Genomic DNA, 21493 nt, shown 5'->3' with positions numbered 1-21493 from the left:
GCGGTGCGCACGCCCGGCGCACACCGCCCCTCGCCGCGTGACCCGGTTCACTACCACGGAGTAACGAAACCCGCGTCATAGCCGCGCCCGGCCCCGCTCTCTCCAGGTGAGAACCCCTCACCTACAGGGAACGGAGGCCGGGCGATGACGATCCCGGGGGCCAAGACGGCAGTGGAATGGCTGGTATCGGTGGCGCCGGACCCCGACGCCTGCCGGTGGGAGTGGGAGCGCAGCCCCCTCGGCGTCGTCCTGCTGCCCGCCGGCCGGCGCTGGGACGTGCTGATCCTGCCCGGGGAACTGGGGCAGGCCACCCTCGACGTGCTCCACCTGCTCCTCGACCGGCCCGGCCCGGTGCTCGCCGATTTCGGCGCCTCCCGGCTGGGCTTCTTCGTGCCCGCGGGCACCGCGTCCCGCTGGATCGGCACGGGCGTACGGGGGGCCGGGCGCGGGACCTGGATCGTGGTCCCGTACCCCGGCCGGGCGACCGGCGGAGTGCGCTGGCTGGTGCTCCCCGACGGGCAGGGCACCCTCACCGACCCGGCCCTGCTGGAGCTCGCGATGCACGAGGCCGCGGCGATGGTCGCGGCCACGCTCGCCGCGGCCGCCGAGGAGGGGGCGGGCGGGACGCCCTGACACGGCCGAGAGCTCAGCCGGAACTTCGACGCGTACTACGGCAGGACCGCCTGACCGCCAGCAGCAGGGGCGTGCACAACAGGAGGCTGGCCAGCACGTCCAGCGGCCAGTGGAAGCCCCGCAGGACCAGCCCGACGGCCGTGGCCCCCGTGAGGACGAGGGCGGCGACCGTCGGCCACCACCGGCCGGCGTACGGACGTACGAGCAGGGCCGCGCCCGCGTACGCCACGAAGGCCGTGGCGGTGTGGCCCGAGGGGTAGTAGCCGGCGGCCCACGGTTCCAGCGGTCCCGGCCGGGCGGTCCACTCCTTCAGCGGGATGACCAGGGCCGGGACCAGCGCCACGGCCACCACCGCGGCCAGGGCGCCGCGGCGGTTGCCGCGCCAGGCGGCGTACGCGGCGGCGAGGAGCAGGACGGGCAGCGCGACCGGGATGTTCCCGAGGTCCGACAGGCCCTCGGTGACCGGGTCGGGCACGGTGCGGACCAGCGCGCGGCTGAGGCGGGCGTCCGCGGAGAGCAGTGGTCCCGCCACCAGGACCTGCCAGGTGATCAGTGCGAGGAGGAGGGCGCACAGCGCCGGGACCACGAGCTCCCTGAGAGGAATGGCCGGCCGTCCCGGAACAGGGGGGATGGTTCCGGGACGGCCGCCCGGATCGGGTCGCCGCACGCCCCGGGGGGTTTGGGGCGGACGGCCGTCCGATCGGTGAGGAGTGTGCGCGAACGCATGCCCGGTACGGCGCTGGGGAAGCCCGGTACCGGGATCGCCCCCGGTTTCCCGGGAGCGGGCTGTCTCACTCATCTGCAGAAACCGTACGGCAGCGAAAGGGGGACCGACAGCAGGAAAGCGCTCCCGCCATCGGCCCCCCACAGCTTCTTCACAGCGCCCGCGCGTTACCGCTGGTACTGATCGAGCGCCGCGCTCTCACGTTCTAGCCGTTCGATCAGACGGCCGTGCCGATGGCCGCGAAAGCGGCCTCGATGAGGTCCAGGCCCTCGTTCAGCAGGTCCTCGCCGATGACGATCGGCGGGAGGAAGCGGAGCACGTTGCCGTAGGTGCCACAGGTGAGGACGAGCAGGCCCTCGGCGTGGCAGGCCTTGGCGAGCGCGCCGGCCGCCTCCGGGAACGGGGTCTTGGACACCGGGTCCTTGACCAGCTCGATCGCGATCATGGCGCCGCGGCCGCGGATGTCGCCGATGATCTCGTACTTCTCCTGCATGGCCGTCAGGCGGGTCTTCATGATGGACTCGATCTTCTTCGCCGCGGCGTTGAGGTCGAGCTTCTTCATGGTCTCGATGGAGCCGAGCGCGCCGGCGCAGGCCACCGGGTTGCCGCCGTAGGTGCCGCCCAGGCCGCCCGCGTGGGCGGAGTCCATGATCTCGGCGCGGCCGGTCACGGCGGCGAGCGGCAGACCGCCCGCGATGCCCTTGGCGGTGGTGATCAGGTCCGGGACGATGCCCTCGTCCTCGCACGCGAACCACTGGCCGGTGCGGCAGAAGCCGGACTGGATCTCGTCGGCGACGAAGACGATGCCGTTCTCGTTGGCGAACTTCACGATCGCGGGCAGGAAGCCCTTGGCCGGCTCGATGAAGCCGCCCTCGCCGAGGACCGGCTCGATGATGATCGCGGCGACGTTGTCGGCGCCGATCTGCTTGGTGATCTGGTCGATCGCCTGGGCGGCGGCCTCAGGGCCGCAGTTCTCGGCGCCGGTGGGCCAGCGGTAGCCGTAGGCGACCGGGACGCGGTAGACCTCGGGGGCGAACGGGCCGAAGCCCTGCTTGTACGGCATGTTCTTCGAGGTCAGCGCCATGGTGAGGTTCGTACGGCCGTGGTAGCCGTGGTCGAAGACGACGACGGCCTGGCGCTTGGTGTACGAACGGGCGATCTTGACGGCGTTCTCGACGGCCTCGGCGCCGGAGTTGAACAGGGCCGACTTCTTGGCGTGGTCGCCCGGGGTCAGCTCGGCGAGGGCCTCGCACACCTCGACGTAGCCCTCGTACGGCGTGACCATGAAACAGGTGTGGGTGAAGTCGGCGAGCTGCGCGGAGGCGCGGCGCACGACGGCCTCGGCGGAGGCGCCGACGGAGGTCACGGCGATGCCGGAGCCGAAGTCGATCAGGCGGTTGCCGTCGACGTCCTCGATGATGCCGCCGCCCGCGCGGGCCGTGAAGACGGGGAGCACGGAGCCCACGCCACCGGCCACCGTCTCGAGGCGGCGGGCCTGCAGCTCCTGCGACTTGGGGCCGGGGATCGCGGTGACGATGCGGCGCTCCTGCGGGACAGCGGTCATAGAGGGCTCCTGGGGGGTGTTTTCGGACGCACTTGTGTCTTTGTCCGCAGGCTAGGCCCGGGGGCGGTGGTCCTGCATGCTCCGTTCGGTAGTGATCTCCGCGTGTCCTTGTCCGCGACGGCCATAGGAAGGGCGCGGCACGGGTCTTGGGGATCATGGCCGAGGTGCGGGTCCCGGGCCGGGACCTGGCACTAGATTGAGCGCCGCAGCGCACGGCACGGGCAGGGGGCAGGGGTTCATGGACACCGACGGCACGCACGAGACGCGCCCGCCCCACAGCGGGCACATCCCGAGACCGGCCGCGCCGCCGCCCCCGGGCCTCCCGCCGAGGCCCTCCCACGCTCCGGCCGCCGGGCCGACGCTGGGGGACTGGCTGCGCTTCCCGCGCGCCTCGGACGGGCCGGGCGTATGGACGTACGGGCACACGCCGCGGGCCGCCGAGGAGCCCGAGGAGACCCCCACCCGCCAACTGGTCAGCGGGGCCCTCATCTCACTGCTGGCGGGCCTGCTGCTGTGGTCCCTGCTGTGGAACGGCTACCTCGGCGGGTTCTGGCTCTGGCCGCTCTACATGTTCACGCCCGACTCATGGGCCGGGACGCTCCCCTCCGTCGTGGCCTCGTACGTCTGGTACGCCGTGGTCGCCACCTTCCTGTTGATCGGCTTCGGGCGTCTCGGCCGCTGGCCGGAACTGGGCCGCCGGGTGCTGCGCGGCCGCGCCGTGCGGCCCCTGCTCTCCGTCGACGCGGCCCGCACCGAGGCCGGTGGCGCGGACGATCCCGTGCGGTGGCCGCAGTTGCGGGGGGCCGGGCTGGGGGAGGTGGCCGATCGGCTTGAGGGGGAGGCCGGGAGCGGGCGGATGAACGACGTGGACTACGTCCGCATCCGGCGGGCGTGGGATTCCGTGCGCGTCGATCCCTCGCGCATGCGGGCCTTCGCCGACTCCGTGCGCGACAAGGGCGCCGGGGCCTGCGTGCACCCCTCCGGGGCGCGGGATCTGCCCGTGCGAGCCGCCCGGCACGATCTGCTGGCCCGGCAGGTGCTGCTCGGTACCGTCGAGGACGGCGCGCGCAACCCGTACGCCCGCCGCGGCACCGCGCTCGCGCTCGACCCCGACGTCCTCGGCACCTCCCTGCTCGCCGTCGGGCCCTCCGGTACCGGCAAGACCCAGCGCCTGGTGCGGCCCGTCGTCGAATCGCTCGCGCTCCAGGCGCTCGCCGGCCAGGCCGCCGTCGTCGCCGTCGGCGCGGCCGGGGCCCAGCTCGGGCCGGACACCGCCTATGACGTCGTGGTCCGCGTCGGTGATCCCGCCTCCGTCTACGACCTCGACCTCTACGGCGGCGCCACCGACCCCGACGAGGCCGCCACCCTGCTCGCCGAGGGCTTCGTCGGGGATGTTCCGGGGATCGACGTACGCCGCGCCGCGACCGCCCTCGCCCAGCTCCTCGGGCCCTTCCGGGCGGCGCACGGGCGCTTCCCCGCCGTGCCCGAGCTGCGCGAGCTGCTCGACCAGGTACCGGCCGCCCTCGCGGGGCTGCGGCGCGCGCTGGAGGACGCCGGGCAGCACGCCATGCTGCGCGAACTCGACGCGCGGGAACGCCAGCACGGGGCTCCCGCGGACCCCGGACCGGCCCTCGCCGACCGGGTGGCCCTGCTGGACCGGCCCGCCTTCGCCGGCTTTTTCAGCGTCGGGGTCCCCGACGCCGGCGCCGGCGATGCCGACGGCCAGGGGCGGCCGTTCTCGCTGCGCGCCCTGGAGCACCCGATCCGCGTCCGCATCGACCTGCCCGAACGAGGGCACGCCGACGCCTCCCGGATGCTGGCCCGGTTGCTGCTCGCGCAGTTCAACGCCGCCGCGACCGCCCGCACCGACCGTTCCCTCTTCGCCTTCCTCGCCTTCGACGACGCCTCGCACACGCTGACCGCGCAGACCGTGCGGGGCGTCCAGCGGCTGCGTTCGGCGCACGCGGGGGTCCTGCTCACGCTGCGCACGCTGGACGACGTACCGGAGGCGCTGCGGACCCCGCTGCTCGGGGCGGTCGGCTGCCGGATGGCCTTCTCCGGCGTCACCACCTGGGACGGCAAGCGCTTCGCCGAGGCCTGGGGCACCGAGTGGGTCGAGACGCGGGACGTCACCCACCGCACGGTCTTCGCCGACCAGCCGCTGACCCGGGCCATGCACGCCTTCCGCAAGCTCGTCACCGGCAAGGCGGTCACCACGGACGCGGTGACCGTGCGGCAGGTGGAGCGGGAGCGGTGGTCCGCCTCCGACCTGGCCCACGCCGTGCCGCCGGGGTACGCGGTGCTGTCGCTGACGTCGGTCCGGGGGGAACGGGCGGCTCCGCTGCTGGTCCGACTGGCCGGGACGGCCTGACCCGCGCTCCGACCCGTACGAGGTGGCAGAATCGAGACGTGCCCTTCATACGAGACGGCGAAAAGCGCCACGGCTCCTCTGCTGCTCTTCTCTAGCCGCCGCCGCGCGGTCCGCCGCCCCCCGTCGCCCCCTCCCGCTAAGGCCCCTGGTAACCGATGCCGCTCACCCTCGCCTCACTCGTCCAGCACTCGGCGCTCAAGCTCAGCGTCCGGGCGGGGGAGAGCCGCCTCGACACCCCCGTGCGCTGGGCCCACGTCAGCGAGCTCGCCGACCCCGTCCCGTACATGGAGGGCGGGGAGCTGCTGCTGATCACCGCGATGAAGCTGGACGCGGAGGACCCGGAGGAGATGCGCCGCTACGTACGCCGCCTCACCGCGGCCGGGGTCGTCGGCATCGGCTTCGCGATCGGCGTCAACTACGAGGAGATCCCCGAAGCGCTGGTCGAGGCCGCGCGGGCCGAGGACATGCCGCTGCTGGAGGTACCGCGCCGGACCCCCTTCCTGGCGATCAGCAAGGCCGTCTCCGCGGCCCTGGCGGCGGACCAGTACCGGGCCGTGACCGCCGGTTTCGAGGCGCAGCGGGAGCTGACGCGGGCCGCGCTCTCCGCCGACGGCCCCGCCGAGCTGCTGGCGAAGCTGGCGGCGCACGTGCACGGCTGGGCCGCGCTGTACGACACCTCGGGCGCGGTCGTCGCGGCCGCCCCCGACTGGGCCGCGCGGCGGGCCGCCCGGCTCACCCCCGACGTGGAGCGGCTGCGGGAGCGGCCGGCGCCCGCGAGCGCCGTGGTCGGCGGCTCGGAGGACCGCGTCGAACTCCAGTCCCTGGGAACGGGCCGGCGGGCGCGGGGCGCGCTCGCCGTCGGCACCGGGGCCCCGCTGGGCACGGCCGAGCGGTACGCCGTCCACTCGGCGGTCGCGCTGCTGACCCTCACCACCGAGCGGTCGCGCTCTCTGCACGACGCCGAGTCCCGGCTGGGCGCGGCGGTGCTGCGGATGCTGCTAGCGGGCGAGGCGGACCACGCGCGGGCCGTGGCCGGCGATCTGTACGGGGCCCTGCTGGAGGCACCGTTCCGGCTGATCGTGGCCGAGCCGGCGCTGCCGGGGACCGCGCAGCCGCAGGGCATGGCGCTGCTGGCCGACGCGGTGGAGTCGGCGGCCGCCCGTACGGGTGAGGCGCTGCTGGTGGTCCCGGAGGCGGGCCGGCTCGTCGTCCTGGCCTCCGACGCGGGCTCGGCCGTACAGGCGTGCGTGGAGCACGCGGAGGCGCTGGAGGCACGGCGCGGCCGGGACGCGGCCGGGCCGGAGCCGGACGAACTGGTGGTCGGCCTGTCGGCGCCGGCCTCGGCGGGCACCGTGGCGGCGGCGCTCAAGCAGGCGGACCAGGCGCTCGCCGTGGCCCGGCGGCGCGGACGGCCGATGGTGGAGCACGAGGAGATGGCGGCGGGCTCGGTCCTGCCGCTGCTGGCCGACGACGCGGTACGGGCCTTCGCGGACGGCACCCTGCGCGCGCTGCGGGAGCACGACGCGACCGGGCGCGGCGATCTGGTGGCCTCGCTGCAGGCGTGGCTCTCCCGCCACGGCCAGTGGGACGCGGCGGCCGCCGATCTCGGGGTGCACCGGCACACGCTGCGCTACCGGATGAAGCGGGTCGAGGAGATCCTCGGCCGCTCGCTGGAGGACCCGGACGTCCGCATGGAGCTGTGGCTCGCCCTGAAGGCCACCTCGTCCCCGTCGTAGCCGCCCCTGTCGTAGCCGCCCTTGTCGTAGCCGCCGTCGCCCGCCGGGGCGGAAATCGCGTGACAGGCGCGGGGCCCGGGCGGAGCCCCAGCAGCGGACCCGCCGGTGCGACAGTGACAAACCGGCGCGACCCCGACGGCAGGTACTACACCCCGGCTAAACGCCGAAACGCCGGCGGAGTCCTACGGTGGAGGGGACAAGGACCCACCGCACACATCCGAAGGGCCGGGATTCGCATGACTTCCACCCACGCCTTCTGGCTCGCCGGCCGCCAGGCCACCGGCGAGGACAGCTTCGACGTCCACTCCCCGTGGGACGGCCGACTGGTCGGCACCGTCAGCGTGCCCACCGACGAGCAGGTCGAAGAGGCCGTGGCCGCGGCGCACGCCGTGACGGCGGAGTTCTCCGCGACCCCCGCCCACGTACGGGCCGCCGCCCTGGACCACGTGTCCAAGCGGCTCGTCGAGCGCACCGAGGAGATCGCCCAGCTGATCTCCGCCGAGAACGGCAAGCCCATCAAGTGGGCCCGCGGTGAGGTCGGCCGTGCGGTGTCCGTGTTCCGCTTCGCCGCCGAGGAGGCCCGCCGCTTCAACGGCGGCGACGCCCAGCGCCTCGACACCGACCCCGGTGGCGTCGGCCGTCTCGCGCTGACCCGCCGCTTCGTCAAGGGCCCGGTCCTCGGCATCGCGCCGTTCAACTTCCCGCTGAACCTGTGCGCCCACAAGGTGGCCCCGGCCATCGCCGTCGGCGCGCCGATCATCCTGAAGCCCGCCCCGGCCACGCCCCTCTCCGGGCTGATCCTGGGTGAGCTGCTCGCCGAGACCGACCTCCCGGCCGGCTCCTGGTCGGTCCTGCCGGTCGCGAACGACAGGATGCCCGCCCTGGTCAAGGACGAGCGCCTGCCCGTCATCTCCTTCACCGGCTCCGACACCGTCGGCTACGCCATCCAGCAGTCGGTGCCCCACAAGCACTGCACCCTGGAGCTCGGCGGCAACGCGGCGGCCGTGGTCCTGGAGGACTGGTCCTCCGAGGCCGACCTCGACTGGGCCGCGACCCGTATCGCGACCTTCTCGAACTACCAGGCCGGCCAGTCCTGCATCTCGGTGCAGCGCGTGATCGCCGACGCCTCCGTCTACGACCGCCTCGTCGAGAAGGTCGTCGCGAAGGTCCAGGCGCAGGTCACCGGTGACCCGTCCGACTCCGCCACCGACGTCGGCCCCCTCGTCTCCGAGGCCGCCGCCCAGCGTGTCGAGTCCTGGGTCGACGAGGCCGTGTCCGCCGGGGCCAAGCTGCTCACCGGTGGCAAGCGTGAGGGTGCCTCGTACGAGCCCACCGTCGTCGCGAACGTCCCGGACGGCGTCAAGCTCGCCACCGAGGAGGTCTTCGGCCCGGTCCTGACCCTGCAGCGGGTCGAGAACACCGACGAGGCCTTCGCCGCGGTGAACGACTCGAAGTTCGGCCTGCAGACCGGCGTCTTCACCCGGAACATCCAGACCGCGTTCCGCGCCCACCGCGAGCTCGAGGTCGGCGGTGTGGTCGTCGGCGACGCGCCGTCCTACCGCGCCGACCAGATGCCCTACGGCGGCGTCAAGCAGTCCGGTGTGGGCCGCGAGGGCGTCCGCTATGCGATGGACGACTACACGTACGAGCGAGTCCTGGTCCTGACCGGCCTCGACATCTGATCTCGTACGGCCCAAAAGCCGACGGCCGGAGCCTACTGTGCGGGGGCTCCGGCCGTCCCCCTTTCTCATTTCGGAGGCCCGGTTCGCCTCCGGCGCGCCTTTGCCGGCTCCCGGAAGGCGCGCCCCTTCGGCTCACTCGCTTCAATGCTGCCGCTCCGCACTGCGGTCCGTGGGGCGGCGGCGTAGCATTCCACAGAGAGCCCCCGAGAGACTCCGGGGAGGCGCGGTGCCGTCCCTATCGGTGCAATCGCGAACCGGCGACCTGGTGGTCCTGGATGAATCGGCTGCCGAGCGCTTGGGTGCGGGGCTGCGTGGCGGGCTGCTCCGGCCGGGTGATCATGCGTACGAGCAGGCGCGTGCAGTCTGGAACGGCCTGATCGACCACCGGCCCGCGCTGATCGCCCGCTGCTCCGGGGCGGCCGACGTCGTTCAGGCCGTCGCCTTCGCCCGTGAGCACGACCTGCTGGTGTCGGTGCGAGGAGGCGGGCACAACATCGCGGGCAAAGCCGTGTGCACCGGCGGCCTGATGATCGACCTCTCGCCCATGCGAGGTGTCGCGGTCGATTCGGAGCGCTGCACGGCACGAGTCGAGGGAGGCGCGACCCTCAAGGAACTGGACCGAGCCACGCAGCCATCGGGCCTGGCCACGACGGCTGGCGTCGTCACGCACACGGGCGTCGCCGGACTCACCTTGGGCGGCGGCGTGGGCCGGCTGGCCCGCAGATACGGCCTCTCCTGCGACAACCTGCGGGCTGCGGAGGTCGTCACGGCCGATGGCCGGGTCGTGAGGGCGGACGAGTCCGACAACGCCGACCTCTTCTGGGGTCTGCGGGGCGCCGGAGCCAACTTCGGGGTCACGACCTCCTTCGAGTTCCAGCTCCACCGCGTGGGCCCGGAAGTGCTCGGAGGCGTCGTCGTCCACCCCCTGGAGAAGGCGAAAGCCGCGCTGAGGTTCTACGGCGAGTACTCCCTCTCGGCTCCCGACGAGCTGTCGGCCGATGCGATCTTCCTGACCTCGCCCGATGGCGACCCAGTGCTTGCCATCTCCGCCTGTTACATCGGGTCCGTGGAGGAGGGCGAGCGCGCGATGCGGCCACTGCGGCGGTTCGGCCCGCCGATCGTCGACGGGATCGGGCCGGTGGCCTATACGGAACTCCAGGCCGCGGCCGACGCCTTCTTCCCCGCCGGCCTCCGCTACTACTGGAAGTCCCATTTCCTGGAACGGATCGCCGACGACACCGTGGAGGCCACGGTGGACCACTTTGCTCGCGCCCCGTCCCCCAGGTCCCTCATCGTCTTCCAGCAATACGGCGGTGCCGTCAGCCGCGTCGACCCGTCCGCCACGGCCTTCCGCCCCCGGAACGCGCAGTACGACAACTTCGCCGCGTCCATCTGGACCGACCCCGAGGAACTCCGGACGCAGAGGCAGTGGGTCCGCCGGTGGTGGGACATGGTCAGCCCCTTCTCTCTGGGAGCCGAATACGTGAACAACCTGGGAGAAGAGGGAGAGGAGCGCGTGCGGGCGGCCTACGGCGGGAACTACGAGCGGCTGGTGTCTCTCAAGAACACCTACGATCCCGCCAACCTTTTCCGCCTGAACGCGAACATCCGGCCGAGCACGCGCGTCAGTTGAGCACCGGCCCGCCACGTTCGGCGCCATAACGCGTGTTCCCGGGAGTGTTCCCAAGGGAACACCGGTGGCCGATCATGCGGGTGGATGCGGCCGAATGCGTGAAGATGCGGGCCGAAGCGCCGAGCATTGGCGCAGGTCGGAGAGAAGCCGCAGGTCAGGGGTGTTGTAGTGAGACCACTGTGCGGGGGCTCCGGCCGTCCCCCTTTTCCATCACGCCCACATTGGGTACGACTCACTGGTAGCACCGGCTGGTCATCCGGTGAACCATCCGACTCCGGCGGCGAGGTGAGTCCCCTCATGTCCGCAACACAGCCCGCAGAGCCCGTAGAGCCCGCACAGCCCGCAGAGCCAGCACGGCCCGCAGAACCGGCACGGCCCCTACAGCCCGGCGGCACGCAGCCCAAGGTGACCGAGCGCGAGGCGCGGCAGGTCGCGGAAGCGGCCCGGGAACAGGACTGGCGCAAACCCAGTTTCGCCAAGGAACTCTTCCTCGGGCGGTTCCGGCTGGACCTGATCCACCCCCACCCGCTCCCCGCAGACGAGGACGTCCGGCGCGGCGAGGCCTTCCTGGCGCGGATGCGGGCCTTCTGCGAGACGGCGCTCGCCGACGGACTCCCAGCCCGCATCGAGCGCGAGGCGAAGATCCCCGACGAGGCCGTGCGCGCGCTGAAGGAGCTCGGCGCCCTCGGCATGAAGATCGACCCCAAGTACGGGGGCCTCGGTCTCACCCAGGTGTACTACAACAAGGCGCTCGCCCTGGTCGGCTCGGTCAGCCCGGCCATCGGGGCCCTGCTCTCCGCCCACCAGTCGATCGGCGTACCCCAGCCGCTGAAGATGTTCGGCACGCAGGAGCAGAAGGACGCCTACCTGCCGCGCTGCGCCACCAGCGCCATCAGCGCCTTCCTGCTCACCGAGCCCGACGTGGGATCGGACCCGGCGCGCCTGGCCACCACGGCCGTCCCGGACGGGGACGACGCGTACGTGCTCGACGGCGTGAAGCTGTGGACCACCAACGGCGTCGTCGCCGACCTGCTCGTCGTGATGGCCCGGGTGCCCCGGAGCGAGAACCACCGCGGCGGGATCACCGCCTTCGTCGTGGAAGCCGACTCGCCCGGGATCACCGTCGAGCACCGCAACGCCTTCATGGGCCTGCGCGGCCTGGAGAACGGCGTCACCCGCTTCCACCGGGTACGGGTCCCGGCGGCCCAGCGCATCGGCGCCGAGGGCGCCGGGCTCAAGATCGCCCTGACCACCCTGAACACCGGCCGCCTGTCGCTGCCGGCCATGTGCGTCGGCGCCGGGAAATGGTGCCTGAAGATCGCCCGCGAGTGGTCCGGCGTACGCGAGCAGTGGGGCCGGCCGGTCGCGCGGCACGAGGCGGTCGGGGCCAAGATCTCCTTCATCGCCGCCACCACCTTCGCCCTCGAAGCGGTGGTCGACCTCGCCTCCCAGATGGCCGACGAGGACCGCAACGACATCCGCATCGAGGCCGCCCTGGCCAAGCTCTACGGTTCCGAGATGGCCTGCCTGATGGCCGACGAGCTGGTCCAGATCCGCGGCGGGCGCGGCTTCGAGACCGCCGAGTCCCTGGCCGCCCGCGGCGAACGCGCCGTCCCCGCCGAGCAGATGCTCCGCGACCTGCGCATCAACCGGATCTTCGAGGGCTCGACGGAGATCATGCACCTGCTGATCGCCCGCGAGGCCGTCGACGCCCACCTGTCGGTGGCGGGCGACCTCATCGACCCGGAGAAGGCACTCGGGGACAAGGCCAGGGCGGGTGCCCGCGCCGCCGGGTTCTACGCCCGCTGGCTGCCCAAGCTGGCCACCGGCGCCGGTCAGGTCCCCGGCACCTACCGGGCCTTCCACCCCGGTGGCCACCCCGACCTCTCCACCCACCTGCGCTACGTCGAACGCAGCGCCCGCAAACTCGCCCGCTCCACCTTCTACGCCATGTCCCGCTGGCAGGGCCGGATGGAGACCAAGCAGGGATTCCTCGGCCGGATCGTCGACATCGGCGCCGAGCTGTTCGCGATGAGCGCGGCCTGCGTCCGCGCCGAGCACCTGCGCGCCACCGGCGAGCACGGCCGCGAGGCGTACCAGCTGGCCGACGCCTTCTGCGAGCAGTCCCGGATCCGCGTCGAGGAACTCTTCGGCCGGCTCTGGTCCAACAGCGACGACCTCGACCGCAAGGTCGTCGCGGGCGTCCTCTCCGGCACCTACGCCTGGCTGGAGGAGGGCGTCCTCGACCCCTCCGGCGACGGCCCGTGGATCGCGGACGCCGCCCCCGGACCCTCCGCACAGAAAAACGTGCACCGCCCCATTCGCTGACCTGCAATCATCGCCGGACGTCGGACAGACGTACGAGGATGAGTACGAGTACGAGTGCGTGTACGCGTACGAGCACAGCGCGAGGCGGACGAGAACGATGCCGACGGCCGAGCAGGACCGCACCAGCCGACGGCTGGCCTGGTGCGTGGCGCACCTGCTGCGTCACGCACCGGACCACGTCGTCACCGACCTGATCGACCGGCTCGACGCGCCGACCCGCAAGTACCTGTGCCGCGACGAGTGGCTGTCGGCGTCGACCGTCACCCTGCTGCTGCGCCACGGCAGCAACGAGGACCGCCAGTACGTCGCCCGCAACCCGCACGTCGTCGGCCGGCCGCTGCCCGGGCTGCCCGGCCCGGCGCGGTACGCGGCCCACCCCGGGCTCACCCCCGAACTGCTGGCCGACGTCGGCCCCGGGCCGTTCGGCCAGGACGAGCTGATCGCGCTGCTCAGGCGGCACGGCGGCCGGCCCCGGATCCCCCTCACCCTGCTGCGCATGCCGCACGCCCCGCTCGACCCGGAGGCGCTGCTGCGCGAACACGCCCGCGCGCCGCTGCCGCCCAGCGCGGTGGAAGCCCTGCTGCTGGTGGGCGCACTGCCCCGGGAGACCTGCCGGGCACTGCTCGACGCGGGCGCCCAGGACACGGTCGGGTACCGGTGGTACCGGCCCGCCGTACGGGCCGTCCGCATGGGGATGCTCACCTGCGACGAGCTCGTCGCGCACGTCGCCCCCGCCCACCGCACCCTGCTGCTCGCGTACCTCCCCGAGACCAAGGGCCTGCGCTGGTCCCTGCCCGAGTGGACGGGCATGCGGACGGCGGTGTCCCGGGCGCTGCGCCCCCTGCGGGACGACCCCCGGCTCTGGGCGGAGCTGCTCCGCCACGCCCACGCCTTCCCCGGCACCCTGCCCGTCCTCGTGGCCCGGATCGTCCGCGGCACCCTGACCGAGCTGGCCGACGGGCCACCCGTCTTCGGGCTGGCCACGGCGGTGGGCTCGCTGGCCCCGAAGCCCGCCTCGCCGGTCGGGGGCGTGGAGCGCGAACTGGCCCTCGCGAGCCTCGCGGTGCCCATGGAGTCCGTACAGGAGGACATCCGGTGGGTGCGGGACTGCCTGGCGCGCGGACTGCTCACCGGTGAGGACGTCATCCGGCACAAGGCGCCCGCCTGCTGGGCCCTGGACGAGGACCACTGGCTCGGCGACGTGTTCCACCCCGACCGCCACGACTGGGCGGCGCCCGTGCTCGCCGCCCGGGCCGAGGCGGACCGGCTGTTCGCCCTCACGCTCGGCGCCGACCCGGACGCCTGGTGGGACGTCGCCCGCACGCTCCCCGACTTCGCCGGAACGCTCCCGCACCTCCTCCTGCGGGTCACGGAAGGGGGCTCCGTGTCGGGCCGCTCCTGACTTGCGGCAACAATGGGGGCATGAGCGACCGCCCAGCCCCCCTCGCCGATCCGCACCTCCTCTTCGACCCCGCGGCCGGCCTCCGGGACATCGTCATCCTCGGGTCCACCGGGTCCATCGGCACCCAGGCCATCGACCTCGCCCTGCGCAACCCGGACCGCTTCCGGGTCACCGCACTGTCCGCCGCCGGCGGACGGGTCGGGCTGCTGGCCGAGCAGGCCCGGCTGCTGCGGGTCCGGACGGTGGCCGTCGCCCGCGAGGACGTCGTACCGGCCCTGAAAGAGGCGCTGAGCGCCCAGTACGGTCCGTCCGAGCCGCTGCCCGAGATCCTGGCCGGACCGGACGCCGCGACCCAGCTCGCCGCCTCCGAGTGCCACACCGTGCTCAACGGCATCACCGGCTCCATCGGCCTCGCGCCCACCCTCGCCGCCCTGCGGGCGGGCCGGACCCTGGCCCTCGCCAACAAGGAGTCGCTGATCGTCGGCGGTCCGCTGGTCAAGGACCTCGCGAAGCCCGGCCAGATCATCCCGGTGGACTCCGAGCACGCGGCGCTCTTCCAGGCGCTCGCCGCAGGCACCCGGGCCGACGTGCGCAAGCTCGTGGTCACCGCCTCCGGCGGGCCCTTCCGCGGCCGCAGCCGCGCCGAGCTGGCACGGGTGACCGTGCAGGACGCGCTCGCGCACCCCACCTGGGCCATGGGCCCGGTGATCACGGTGAACAGCGCCACGCTCGTCAACAAGGGGCTGGAGGTCATCGAGGCGCACCTGCTCTACGACATCCCCTTCGACCGCATCGAGGTCGTGGTCCATCCGCAGTCCTACGTGCACTCGATGGTGGAGTTCACGGACGGCTCCACGCTCGCCCAGGCCACCCCGCCGGACATGCGCGGCCCCATCGCGATCGGCCTCGGCTGGCCCCAGCGGATCCCGGACGCGGCCCCCGCCTTCGACTGGACCACGGCGTCCACGTGGGAGTTCTTCCCCCTGGACACCGAGGCCTTCCCCGCGGTGGGTCTGGCCCGGCACGTGGGCACCCTCGGCGGCACCGCCCCGGCCGTGTTCAACGCGGCCAACGAGGAGTGCGTGGAGGCGTTCTTGGCAGGTCGGCTGCCGTTCACGGCAATCATGGATACCGTCTCTGCCGTGGTCGATGAGCACGGGACGCCGGAGTCGGGAACTTCCCTGACCGTCCAGGACGTCCTTGAAGCGGAGGCCTGGGCCAGGGCCCGGGCGCGGGAGATGGCGGCTCGGGCCGCCGCGGAGGCGCGCGCATGACACTACTGATGACGGTGCTCGGGGTCGTGGTCTTCGCGGTCGGCCTGCTGGTCTCCATCGCGTGGCACGAGCTGGGGCACCTCTCCACGGCCAAGCTGTTCGGCATCCGCGTGCCGCAGTACATGGTGGGCTTCGGCCCGACCCTCTGGTCGCGGAGGAAGGGCGAGACCGAGTACGGGATCAAGGCCATCCCGATGGGCGGCTACATCCGCATGATCGGGATGTTCCCGCCCGGCGACGACGGCAAGGTCACGGCCCGCTCCACCTCGCCGTTCCGGTCCATGATCGAGGACGCGCGCTCGGCCGCGTACGAGGAGCTCCAGCCCGGTGACGAGAGCCGGCTCTTCTACACGCGCAAGCCGTGGAAGCGCGTGATCGTGATGTTCGCCGGCCCGTTCATGAACCTGGTCCTGGCCGTGGCGATCTTCCTCACCACCCTGATGACCTTCGGGCTGAACACCCAGACCACGTCGGTCGCCACGGTCTCGGACTGCGTCATCCAGCAGAGCGAGAAGCGCGACAAGTGCCTCCCCGGGGACCCGGCCGCCCCCGCCAAGGCCGCGGGCCTGAAGGCGGGCGACAAGATCGTCGCCTTCAACGGCCGCCCGGTCGACGACTGGTCCACCCTGCAGAAGGACATCCGCGCCACCATCGGCCCCGCCGAGATCACCGTTGAGCGGGCCGGTCAGCGCGTGGACCTCACGGCCCACCTGATCGAGAACAAGGTCGCCAAGACGGACGGCAGCGGCAAGTACGTCGAGGACCAGTACGTCACCGCGGGCTTCCTCGGCTTCGCCCCCGCCTCCGGTTACGTCCCCCAGTCCTTCGGCCAGTCCGTCGACCGCATGGGTGACATGATGCAGGCCGGCGTCCAGTCCCTGATCGAACTGCCGTCCAAGGTCCCGGACCTGTGGAACGCGGCCTTCAACGGGGCCGAACGCAAGCAGGACAGCCCGATGGGCGTCGTCGGCGCGGCGCGGGTCAGCGGCGAGATCTTCACCCTCGACATCCCCGCCCAGCACCAGCTGGTCTTCTTCCTCAACCTGCTGGCCGGCTTCAACCTCTCGCTGTTCCTGTTCAACATGCTGCCGCTGCTCCCCCTCGACGGAGGGCACATCGCCGGCGCCCTGTGGGAGTCGGTCCGGCGCGCCGTGGCACGGGTCTTCCGGCGCCCCGACCCCGGCCCGTTCGACGTGGCGAAGCTGATGCCCGTCGCGTACGTGGTCGCCGGGCTGTTCATCTGCTTCACGCTGCTGGTGATGGTGGCGGACGTGGTGAACCCGATCAAGATCACCTAGTTCGCGGAGCTCCGCCCAGCCGTCCGGGAGCCGGGCACACATCGTGCCCGGCTCCCTGCGTTCGAGTGGCACACCCCCCTCGGATGCACGGGGCGCGCCGTGATTGGCGTAATCTCGAAGGCTGGAGCCCGCCGATCTCGGGACCTTGATCCACACCTTGGGGTTGCACAGCAGATGACTGCCATCTCTCTCGGAATGCCGTCCGTGCCGACGAAGCTTGCCGACCGCAGGGTCAGCCGCAAGATCCAGGTCGGTTCCGTGGCCGTCGGCGGCGACGCACCCGTCTCGGTGCAGTCGATGACCACGACGCGCACCTCCGACATCGGCGCCACCCTCCAGCAGATCGCCGAGCTGACCGCCTCCGGCTGCCAGATCGTCCGCGTCGCCTGCCCGACCCAGGACGACGCCGACGCGCTCGCCGTGATCGCGAAGAAGTCGCAGATCCCGGTCATCGCCGACATCCACTTCCAGCCCAAGTACGTGTTCGCCGCGATCGACGCCGGCTGCGCCGCGGTCCGCGTGAACCCGGGCAACATCAAGCAGTTCGACGACAAGGTCAAGGAGATCGCGTACGCCGCCAGGGACGCGGGCACCCCGATCCGGATCGGCGTCAACGCGGGCTCGCTCGACGCCCGGCTGCTGAAGAAGTACGGCAAGGCCACCCCCGAGGCGCTGGTCGAGTCCGCGCTGTGGGAGGCCTCCCTCTTCGAGGAGCACGGCTTCGGCGACATCAAGATCTCGGTCAAGCACAACGACCCGGTCATCATGGTCAACGCCTACCGCCAGCTCGCCGCCCAGTGCGACTACCCGCTGCACCTCGGCGTCACCGAGGCCGGCCCCGCCTTCCAGGGCACCATCAAGTCCGCCGTCGCCTTCGGCGCGCTGCTGTCCGAGGGCATCGGCGACACCATCCGCGTCTCCCTCTCGGCCCCGCCGGTCGAGGAGGTCAAGGTCGGCATCCAGATCCTGGAGTCGCTCAACCTCAAGCCGCGCCGCCTGGAGATCGTCTCCTGCCCGTCCTGCGGGCGCGCCCAGGTCGACGTCTACAAGCTGGCCGAGGAGGTCACGGCGGGCCTGGAGGGCATGGAGGTCCCGCTGCGCGTCGCGGTCATGGGCTGCGTCGTCAACGGCCCGGGCGAGGCCCGCGAGGCCGACCTCGGCGTCGCCTCCGGCAACGGCAAGGGCCAGATCTTCGTGAAGGGCGAGGTCATCAAGACCGTCCCCGAGTCCAAGATCGTGGAGACCCTCATCGAAGAGGCGATGAAGATCGCCGAGCAGATGGAGAAGGACGGCGTGATGAGCGGCGAGCCCACCGTGGCCATCGGCGTCTGATCTCCAGGCCGGTTCCCCCCTGGACTTCGTCCGGGGAGCCCTCGGCGCCGGCTCGGTGAAGTCATCGGCCCCGGCCCCGTTCCCGCAGCTCGGGGGCGGGGCCGGGGCCTTTTCGTGACCTGTGGGCGCGGCATCGTCGGACGCCGCCGGGTACAGTTCGGAGATCAGCAGACTTGCATGGTGAGGCCCCAGTGTTGACGCAGACCACCACCCGGGTCCTTGAGCCCAGTGATCTCGACGCCGCGCTCGACATCCTCGGACGCGAGCCGGTCGCGAACGCCTTCGTCGCCTCGCGGGTCCAGGTCGCCGGACTCGACCCCTGGCGCCTGGGCGGCGAGATGTGGGGCTGGTACGCCGGCGGCGAGCTCCGTTCGCTCTGCTACGCGGGCGCCAACCTGGTCCCCGTCTGCGCCGAACCCGACGCCGTACGGGCCTTCGCCGACCGGGCCCGCCGCACCGGCCGCCGCTGCTCCTCCATCGTCGGCCCCGCCGAGGCCACCCGGCTGCTGTGGCAGCTCCTGGAGCCCAGCTGGGGACCGGCCCGCGAGGTCCGTTCCCACCAGCCCCTCATGATCATCGAGCACCCGTCCACCACGGTCGAGGCCGACCCGAGGGTCCGCCGGATCCGCAAGGACGAGATGGACCTGATCATGCCCGCCTGCGTGGCCATGTTCACCGAGGAGGTCGGCATCTCGCCCATGGCCGGTGACGGCGGGCTGCTCTACCAGGCCCGCGTCGCCGAGCTCGTCGCCAGCGGCCGCTCCTTCGCCCGCGTCGAGGACGGCAAGGTCCTCTTCAAGGCGGAGATCGGCGCCGCCACCGCCCGCGCCTGCCAGGTCCAGGGCGTGTGGGTGGACCCCGAGTTCCGCGGCCGCGGACACTCTGAGACCGGGATGGCCGCCGTCGTCGCCTACGCGCTGCGTGACGTCGCTCCCGTGGTCAGCCTCTACGTGAACGACTTCAACACCGCGGCGCGGGCGGCGTACCGGCGGGTGGGCTTCCGCGAGGTCGGCGCGTTCATGAGCGTGCTGTTCTGACCGGACCGGCGGGCCCCCGGCCCCGGGCCCCGGCAACGGCATTCCGGCGCACCCCTACCGCGAAGTAAGGTCGCCGCATGCTGCCTTCCGGAGTCCGCATCGGCCCCCTCGACCTCGCCGCCCGCGTGGACGAGGCCCTGCGCGTCCAGGCCGTCGCCTTCGGCCTCAGCGAGGAGGAGGTCGGCATCCGGCGCTACATCGTCCAGCGCCACATGACCTGCCCCGGCGCCCGCGCCCTCGGAGCGTTCGCCGACGACGGGGCGCTCACCGGCTTCGTGTACGGGATGCCGAACGACCGCACGCACTGGTGGTCCACGATCGTCGAGCCCTACCTGCGGGCCGGCGGGCACGAGGACTGGCTCGACGACTCCTTCGTGATCACCGAACTGCACGTCCACCCCGGCTTCCAGGGCCACGGCGTCGGCCGCGAACTGATCACCCGCATCACCGACACCGCCGCCGAGCCCCGCTCGATCCTCTCCGCCGTCGACACCGAGAGCCCCGCCCGAGGGCTCTACCGGGCCCTCGGCTACACCGACCTCGCCCGCCAGGTCCACTTCCCGAGCGCGAGCCTGCCGTACGCCGTCATGGGCGCCACGCTGCCCTTGCGGCGCGCCTGAATCCGTTTTCGCCGCCCGCACGGCCCCGGTAGCCTCCCGGCATGTCTACGCAACACGTGCAGCGCATGTCCCGCCTCATGGCCAAGACCTTCCGCGAGGACCCGGCCGACGCCGAAACCCTCAGCCACCGGCTCCTGGTCCGCGCCGGCTACGTCCGGCGCAGTTCGGCCGGCGTGTGGACGTGGCTGCCGCTCGGCAAGCGGGTCCTGGACAACGTCTCGCGCATCGTCCGCGAGGAGATGGACGCGATCGGGGCCCAGGAGGTGCTGCTCCCGGCGCTGCTGCCGAAGGAGCCGTACGAGGTCAGCGGGCGCTGGTCGGAGTACGGGGACCTGCTCTTCCGGCTCAAGGACCGCAAGGGCGCGGACTACCTGCTCGGCCCGACGCACGAGGAGATCTTCACCCTGGTCGTGAAAGACCAGTGCACCTCGTACAAGGACCTGCCGGTCATGCTGTACCAAATCCAGACCAAGTACCGCGACGAGGCGCGGCCCCGTTCGGGGGTGCTGCGGGGGCGCGAGTTCCAGATGAAGGACTCGTACTCCTTCGACGTGTCCGACGAGGGGCTGGAGGAGTCGTACCGGCTCCACCGCCAGGCGTACGTCCGCATCTTCGAGCGGCTCGGCCTGGACCACCGGATCGTGTCGGCGGTGTCGGGGGCGATGGGCGGCTCGGCGTCGGAGGAGTTCCTGGCCCCCGCCGAGGCGGGCGAGGACACCTTCGTGGACTGCCCGTCCTGCGACTACGCGGCGAACACGGAGGCCGTGACCTTCCCCCTCGCCCCGGTGTCCGCGGAGCACCCGCCGCTGGAGGAGGTGGACACCCCGGACACCCCGACGATCGAGACGCTGGCGGCGTACCTGGGGGTCCCCGCCTCGGCGACGCTGAAGAACCTCCTGGTCAAGGTGGACGGCGAGATCGTGGCCGTCGGCGTGCCCGGCGACCGGGAGGTGGACCTCGGCAAGCTGGCGGAGCACCTGGCCCCGGCGGTCGTGGAACTGGTGACGGCCGAGGACTTCGTGGGCCGGCCCGATCTCGTACGGGGCTACGTCGGCCCGCAGGGTCTGGAGAAGGTCCGCTACCTGGCCGACCCCCGCGTGGCGCCGGGAACGGCGTGGGTCACGGGGGCCAACCGGGCGGACACCCACGCCCGGAACGTGGTCTGCGGGCGGGACTTCGAGGTGGACCGGTACCTGGACGTGGCGGTCGTGGAGCCGGGCGACCCCTGCCCGTCCTGCGGGGCGGGCCTGCGGCTCGACCGGGCGATCGAGATCGGGCACATCTTCCAGCTGGGCCGCAAGTACGCGGACGCCTTCGGACTGGACGTGCTGGGCCGCGAGGGCAAGCCGGTACGGGTCACGATGGGCTCGTACGGCATCGGCGTCTCCCGCGCGGTGGCGGCGCTGGCCGAGCAGACGGCGGACGAGCGCGGGCTGTGCTGGCCGGCGGCGGTGGCCCCGGCCGACGTCCACGTGGTGGCGGCGGGCAAGGCGGTACCGCTGGCGCTGGCTTCGCAGGCCGCCGATGCGCTGGCCGCGGCGGGTCTGCGGGTGCTGCTGGACGACCGCCCGGGCCTGTCGCCCGGCGTGAAGCTCACGGACGCGGAGCTGATCGGCGTGCCGTGGATCCTGGTGGCGGGCCGTCGCTCCGCCGAGTCGGTGGTCGAACTCCAGCACCGCGCGTCCGGCACCCGCGAGGAGCTCCCCCTGCCCGAGGCCCTGTCCCGCCTGACGTAACCCGCGCCGCCGCTGCCGGGGGCGCTGCCCCCGGACCCCAGGGGGGGGAGAAGAGGGGGGGGGGGGGGGGGGGGGCTGGGGGGGGGTTTGGGGGGGGGGTCTGGGAGGGGACAGGGAAAAGAG

The 21493-nt window shown here is 72.6% G+C and carries 15 protein-coding genes; 13 read left to right on the top strand and 2 right to left on the bottom strand.

Translation table 11 applies throughout. The features are described 5' to 3' along the window. The first annotated feature begins 144 nt into the window (after positions 1-144). Positions 145-633 carry a hypothetical protein gene (locus tag ACZ4TV_RS22665; protein ID WP_468136556.1) on the top strand — a complete coding sequence of 163 codons (489 nt, stop codon included), beginning with the start codon at positions 145-147 and terminating at the stop codon, positions 631-633. A gap of 13 nt (positions 634-646) precedes the next feature. Here ACZ4TV_RS22665 and ACZ4TV_RS22660 read toward each other — a convergent pair whose 3' ends face one another. Next, positions 647-1219, bottom strand: a complete 573-nt coding sequence (locus ACZ4TV_RS22660; protein ID WP_468136555.1) for a phosphatase PAP2 family protein — start codon at positions 1217-1219, stop codon at positions 647-649. Positions 1220-1574: 355 nt separating this feature from the next. Beyond that, entirely contained in the window at positions 1575-2921 is a 1347-nt protein-coding gene (gabT, locus tag ACZ4TV_RS22655) for a 4-aminobutyrate--2-oxoglutarate transaminase (protein WP_468136553.1), read from the bottom strand. 238 nt (positions 2922-3159) lie between these two features. On the opposite strand from gabT, the gene ACZ4TV_RS22650 reads away from it, so the two are divergent. From ACZ4TV_RS22650 to ACZ4TV_RS22595, 12 genes are all read left to right on the top strand, one after another. Further along, positions 3160-5292, top strand: a complete 2133-nt coding sequence (locus tag ACZ4TV_RS22650) for a serine/threonine-protein kinase (protein ID WP_468136552.1) — start codon at positions 3160-3162, stop codon at positions 5290-5292. 155 nt (positions 5293-5447) lie between these two features. Continuing rightward, entirely contained in the window at positions 5448-7028 is a 1581-nt protein-coding gene (locus ACZ4TV_RS22645; protein WP_468136551.1) for a PucR family transcriptional regulator, read from the top strand. A 236-nt stretch (positions 7029-7264) separates the two neighbouring features. Further along, positions 7265-8710 (top strand): aldehyde dehydrogenase family protein, encoded by a 1446-nt coding sequence (locus ACZ4TV_RS22640; RefSeq protein WP_468136550.1) that lies wholly within the window; start codon positions 7265-7267, stop codon positions 8708-8710. 241 nt (positions 8711-8951) lie between these two features. Then, positions 8952-10343, top strand: coding sequence for an FAD-binding oxidoreductase (locus ACZ4TV_RS22635; protein ID WP_468136549.1), 1392 nt, complete (start codon positions 8952-8954; stop codon positions 10341-10343). A 405-nt stretch (positions 10344-10748) separates the two neighbouring features. Continuing rightward, entirely contained in the window at positions 10749-12671 is a 1923-nt protein-coding gene (locus ACZ4TV_RS22630; RefSeq protein ID WP_468136548.1) for an acyl-CoA dehydrogenase family protein, read from the top strand. A gap of 97 nt (positions 12672-12768) precedes the next feature. Beyond that, positions 12769-14073 carry a hypothetical protein gene (locus ACZ4TV_RS22625; protein ID WP_468136547.1) on the top strand — a complete coding sequence of 435 codons (1305 nt, stop codon included), beginning with the start codon at positions 12769-12771 and terminating at the stop codon, positions 14071-14073. A gap of 20 nt (positions 14074-14093) precedes the next feature. Then, on the top strand, positions 14094-15347 hold the full coding sequence (dxr, locus tag ACZ4TV_RS22620) for a 1-deoxy-D-xylulose-5-phosphate reductoisomerase (protein WP_468136546.1): 1254 nt from the start codon (positions 14094-14096) through the stop codon (positions 15345-15347). Continuing rightward, entirely contained in the window at positions 15344-16645 is a 1302-nt protein-coding gene (locus ACZ4TV_RS22615; RefSeq protein ID WP_468136545.1) for a M50 family metallopeptidase, read from the top strand. The genes dxr and ACZ4TV_RS22615 overlap by 4 nt, the downstream gene beginning before the upstream one ends. A gap of 174 nt (positions 16646-16819) precedes the next feature. Next, positions 16820-17977 carry a flavodoxin-dependent (E)-4-hydroxy-3-methylbut-2-enyl-diphosphate synthase gene (ispG, locus tag ACZ4TV_RS22610; RefSeq protein ID WP_468136544.1) on the top strand — a complete coding sequence of 386 codons (1158 nt, stop codon included), beginning with the start codon at positions 16820-16822 and terminating at the stop codon, positions 17975-17977. A gap of 191 nt (positions 17978-18168) precedes the next feature. Continuing rightward, positions 18169-19014 carry a GNAT family N-acetyltransferase gene (locus tag ACZ4TV_RS22605; RefSeq protein WP_468136542.1) on the top strand — a complete coding sequence of 282 codons (846 nt, stop codon included), beginning with the start codon at positions 18169-18171 and terminating at the stop codon, positions 19012-19014. A gap of 77 nt (positions 19015-19091) precedes the next feature. After that, positions 19092-19634 carry a GNAT family N-acetyltransferase gene (locus tag ACZ4TV_RS22600; protein ID WP_468136541.1) on the top strand — a complete coding sequence of 181 codons (543 nt, stop codon included), beginning with the start codon at positions 19092-19094 and terminating at the stop codon, positions 19632-19634. Between the two features lie 41 nt (positions 19635-19675). Continuing rightward, entirely contained in the window at positions 19676-21370 is a 1695-nt protein-coding gene (locus tag ACZ4TV_RS22595; RefSeq protein WP_468136540.1) for a proline--tRNA ligase, read from the top strand. Positions 21371-21493: the final 123 nt, after the last annotated feature.

It is taken from the genome of Streptomyces sp. NPDC028910, from assembly GCF_055564955.1.
This window is presented reverse-complemented; position numbering and strand designations above follow the sequence as displayed.

Coding starts and splice junctions, on each gene's coding strand:
- ACZ4TV_RS22640 (WP_468136550.1), top strand. CDS start 7,265: ATGACTTCCACCCACGCCTTCTGGCTCGCCGGCCGCCAGGCCACCGGC.
- dxr (WP_468136546.1), top strand. CDS start 14,094: ATGAGCGACCGCCCAGCCCCCCTCGCCGATCCGCACCTCCTCTTCGAC.
- ACZ4TV_RS22625 (WP_468136547.1), top strand. CDS start 12,769: ATGCCGACGGCCGAGCAGGACCGCACCAGCCGACGGCTGGCCTGGTGC.
- ACZ4TV_RS22600 (WP_468136541.1), top strand. CDS start 19,092: ATGCTGCCTTCCGGAGTCCGCATCGGCCCCCTCGACCTCGCCGCCCGC.
- ACZ4TV_RS22650 (WP_468136552.1), top strand. CDS start 3,160: ATGGACACCGACGGCACGCACGAGACGCGCCCGCCCCACAGCGGGCAC.
- ACZ4TV_RS22615 (WP_468136545.1), top strand. CDS start 15,344: ATGACACTACTGATGACGGTGCTCGGGGTCGTGGTCTTCGCGGTCGGC.
- gabT (WP_468136553.1), bottom strand. CDS start 2,921: ATGACCGCTGTCCCGCAGGAGCGCCGCATCGTCACCGCGATCCCCGGC.
- ACZ4TV_RS22595 (WP_468136540.1), top strand. CDS start 19,676: ATGTCTACGCAACACGTGCAGCGCATGTCCCGCCTCATGGCCAAGACC.
- ACZ4TV_RS22645 (WP_468136551.1), top strand. CDS start 5,448: ATGCCGCTCACCCTCGCCTCACTCGTCCAGCACTCGGCGCTCAAGCTC.
- ACZ4TV_RS22665 (WP_468136556.1), top strand. CDS start 145: ATGACGATCCCGGGGGCCAAGACGGCAGTGGAATGGCTGGTATCGGTG.
- ispG (WP_468136544.1), top strand. CDS start 16,820: ATGACTGCCATCTCTCTCGGAATGCCGTCCGTGCCGACGAAGCTTGCC.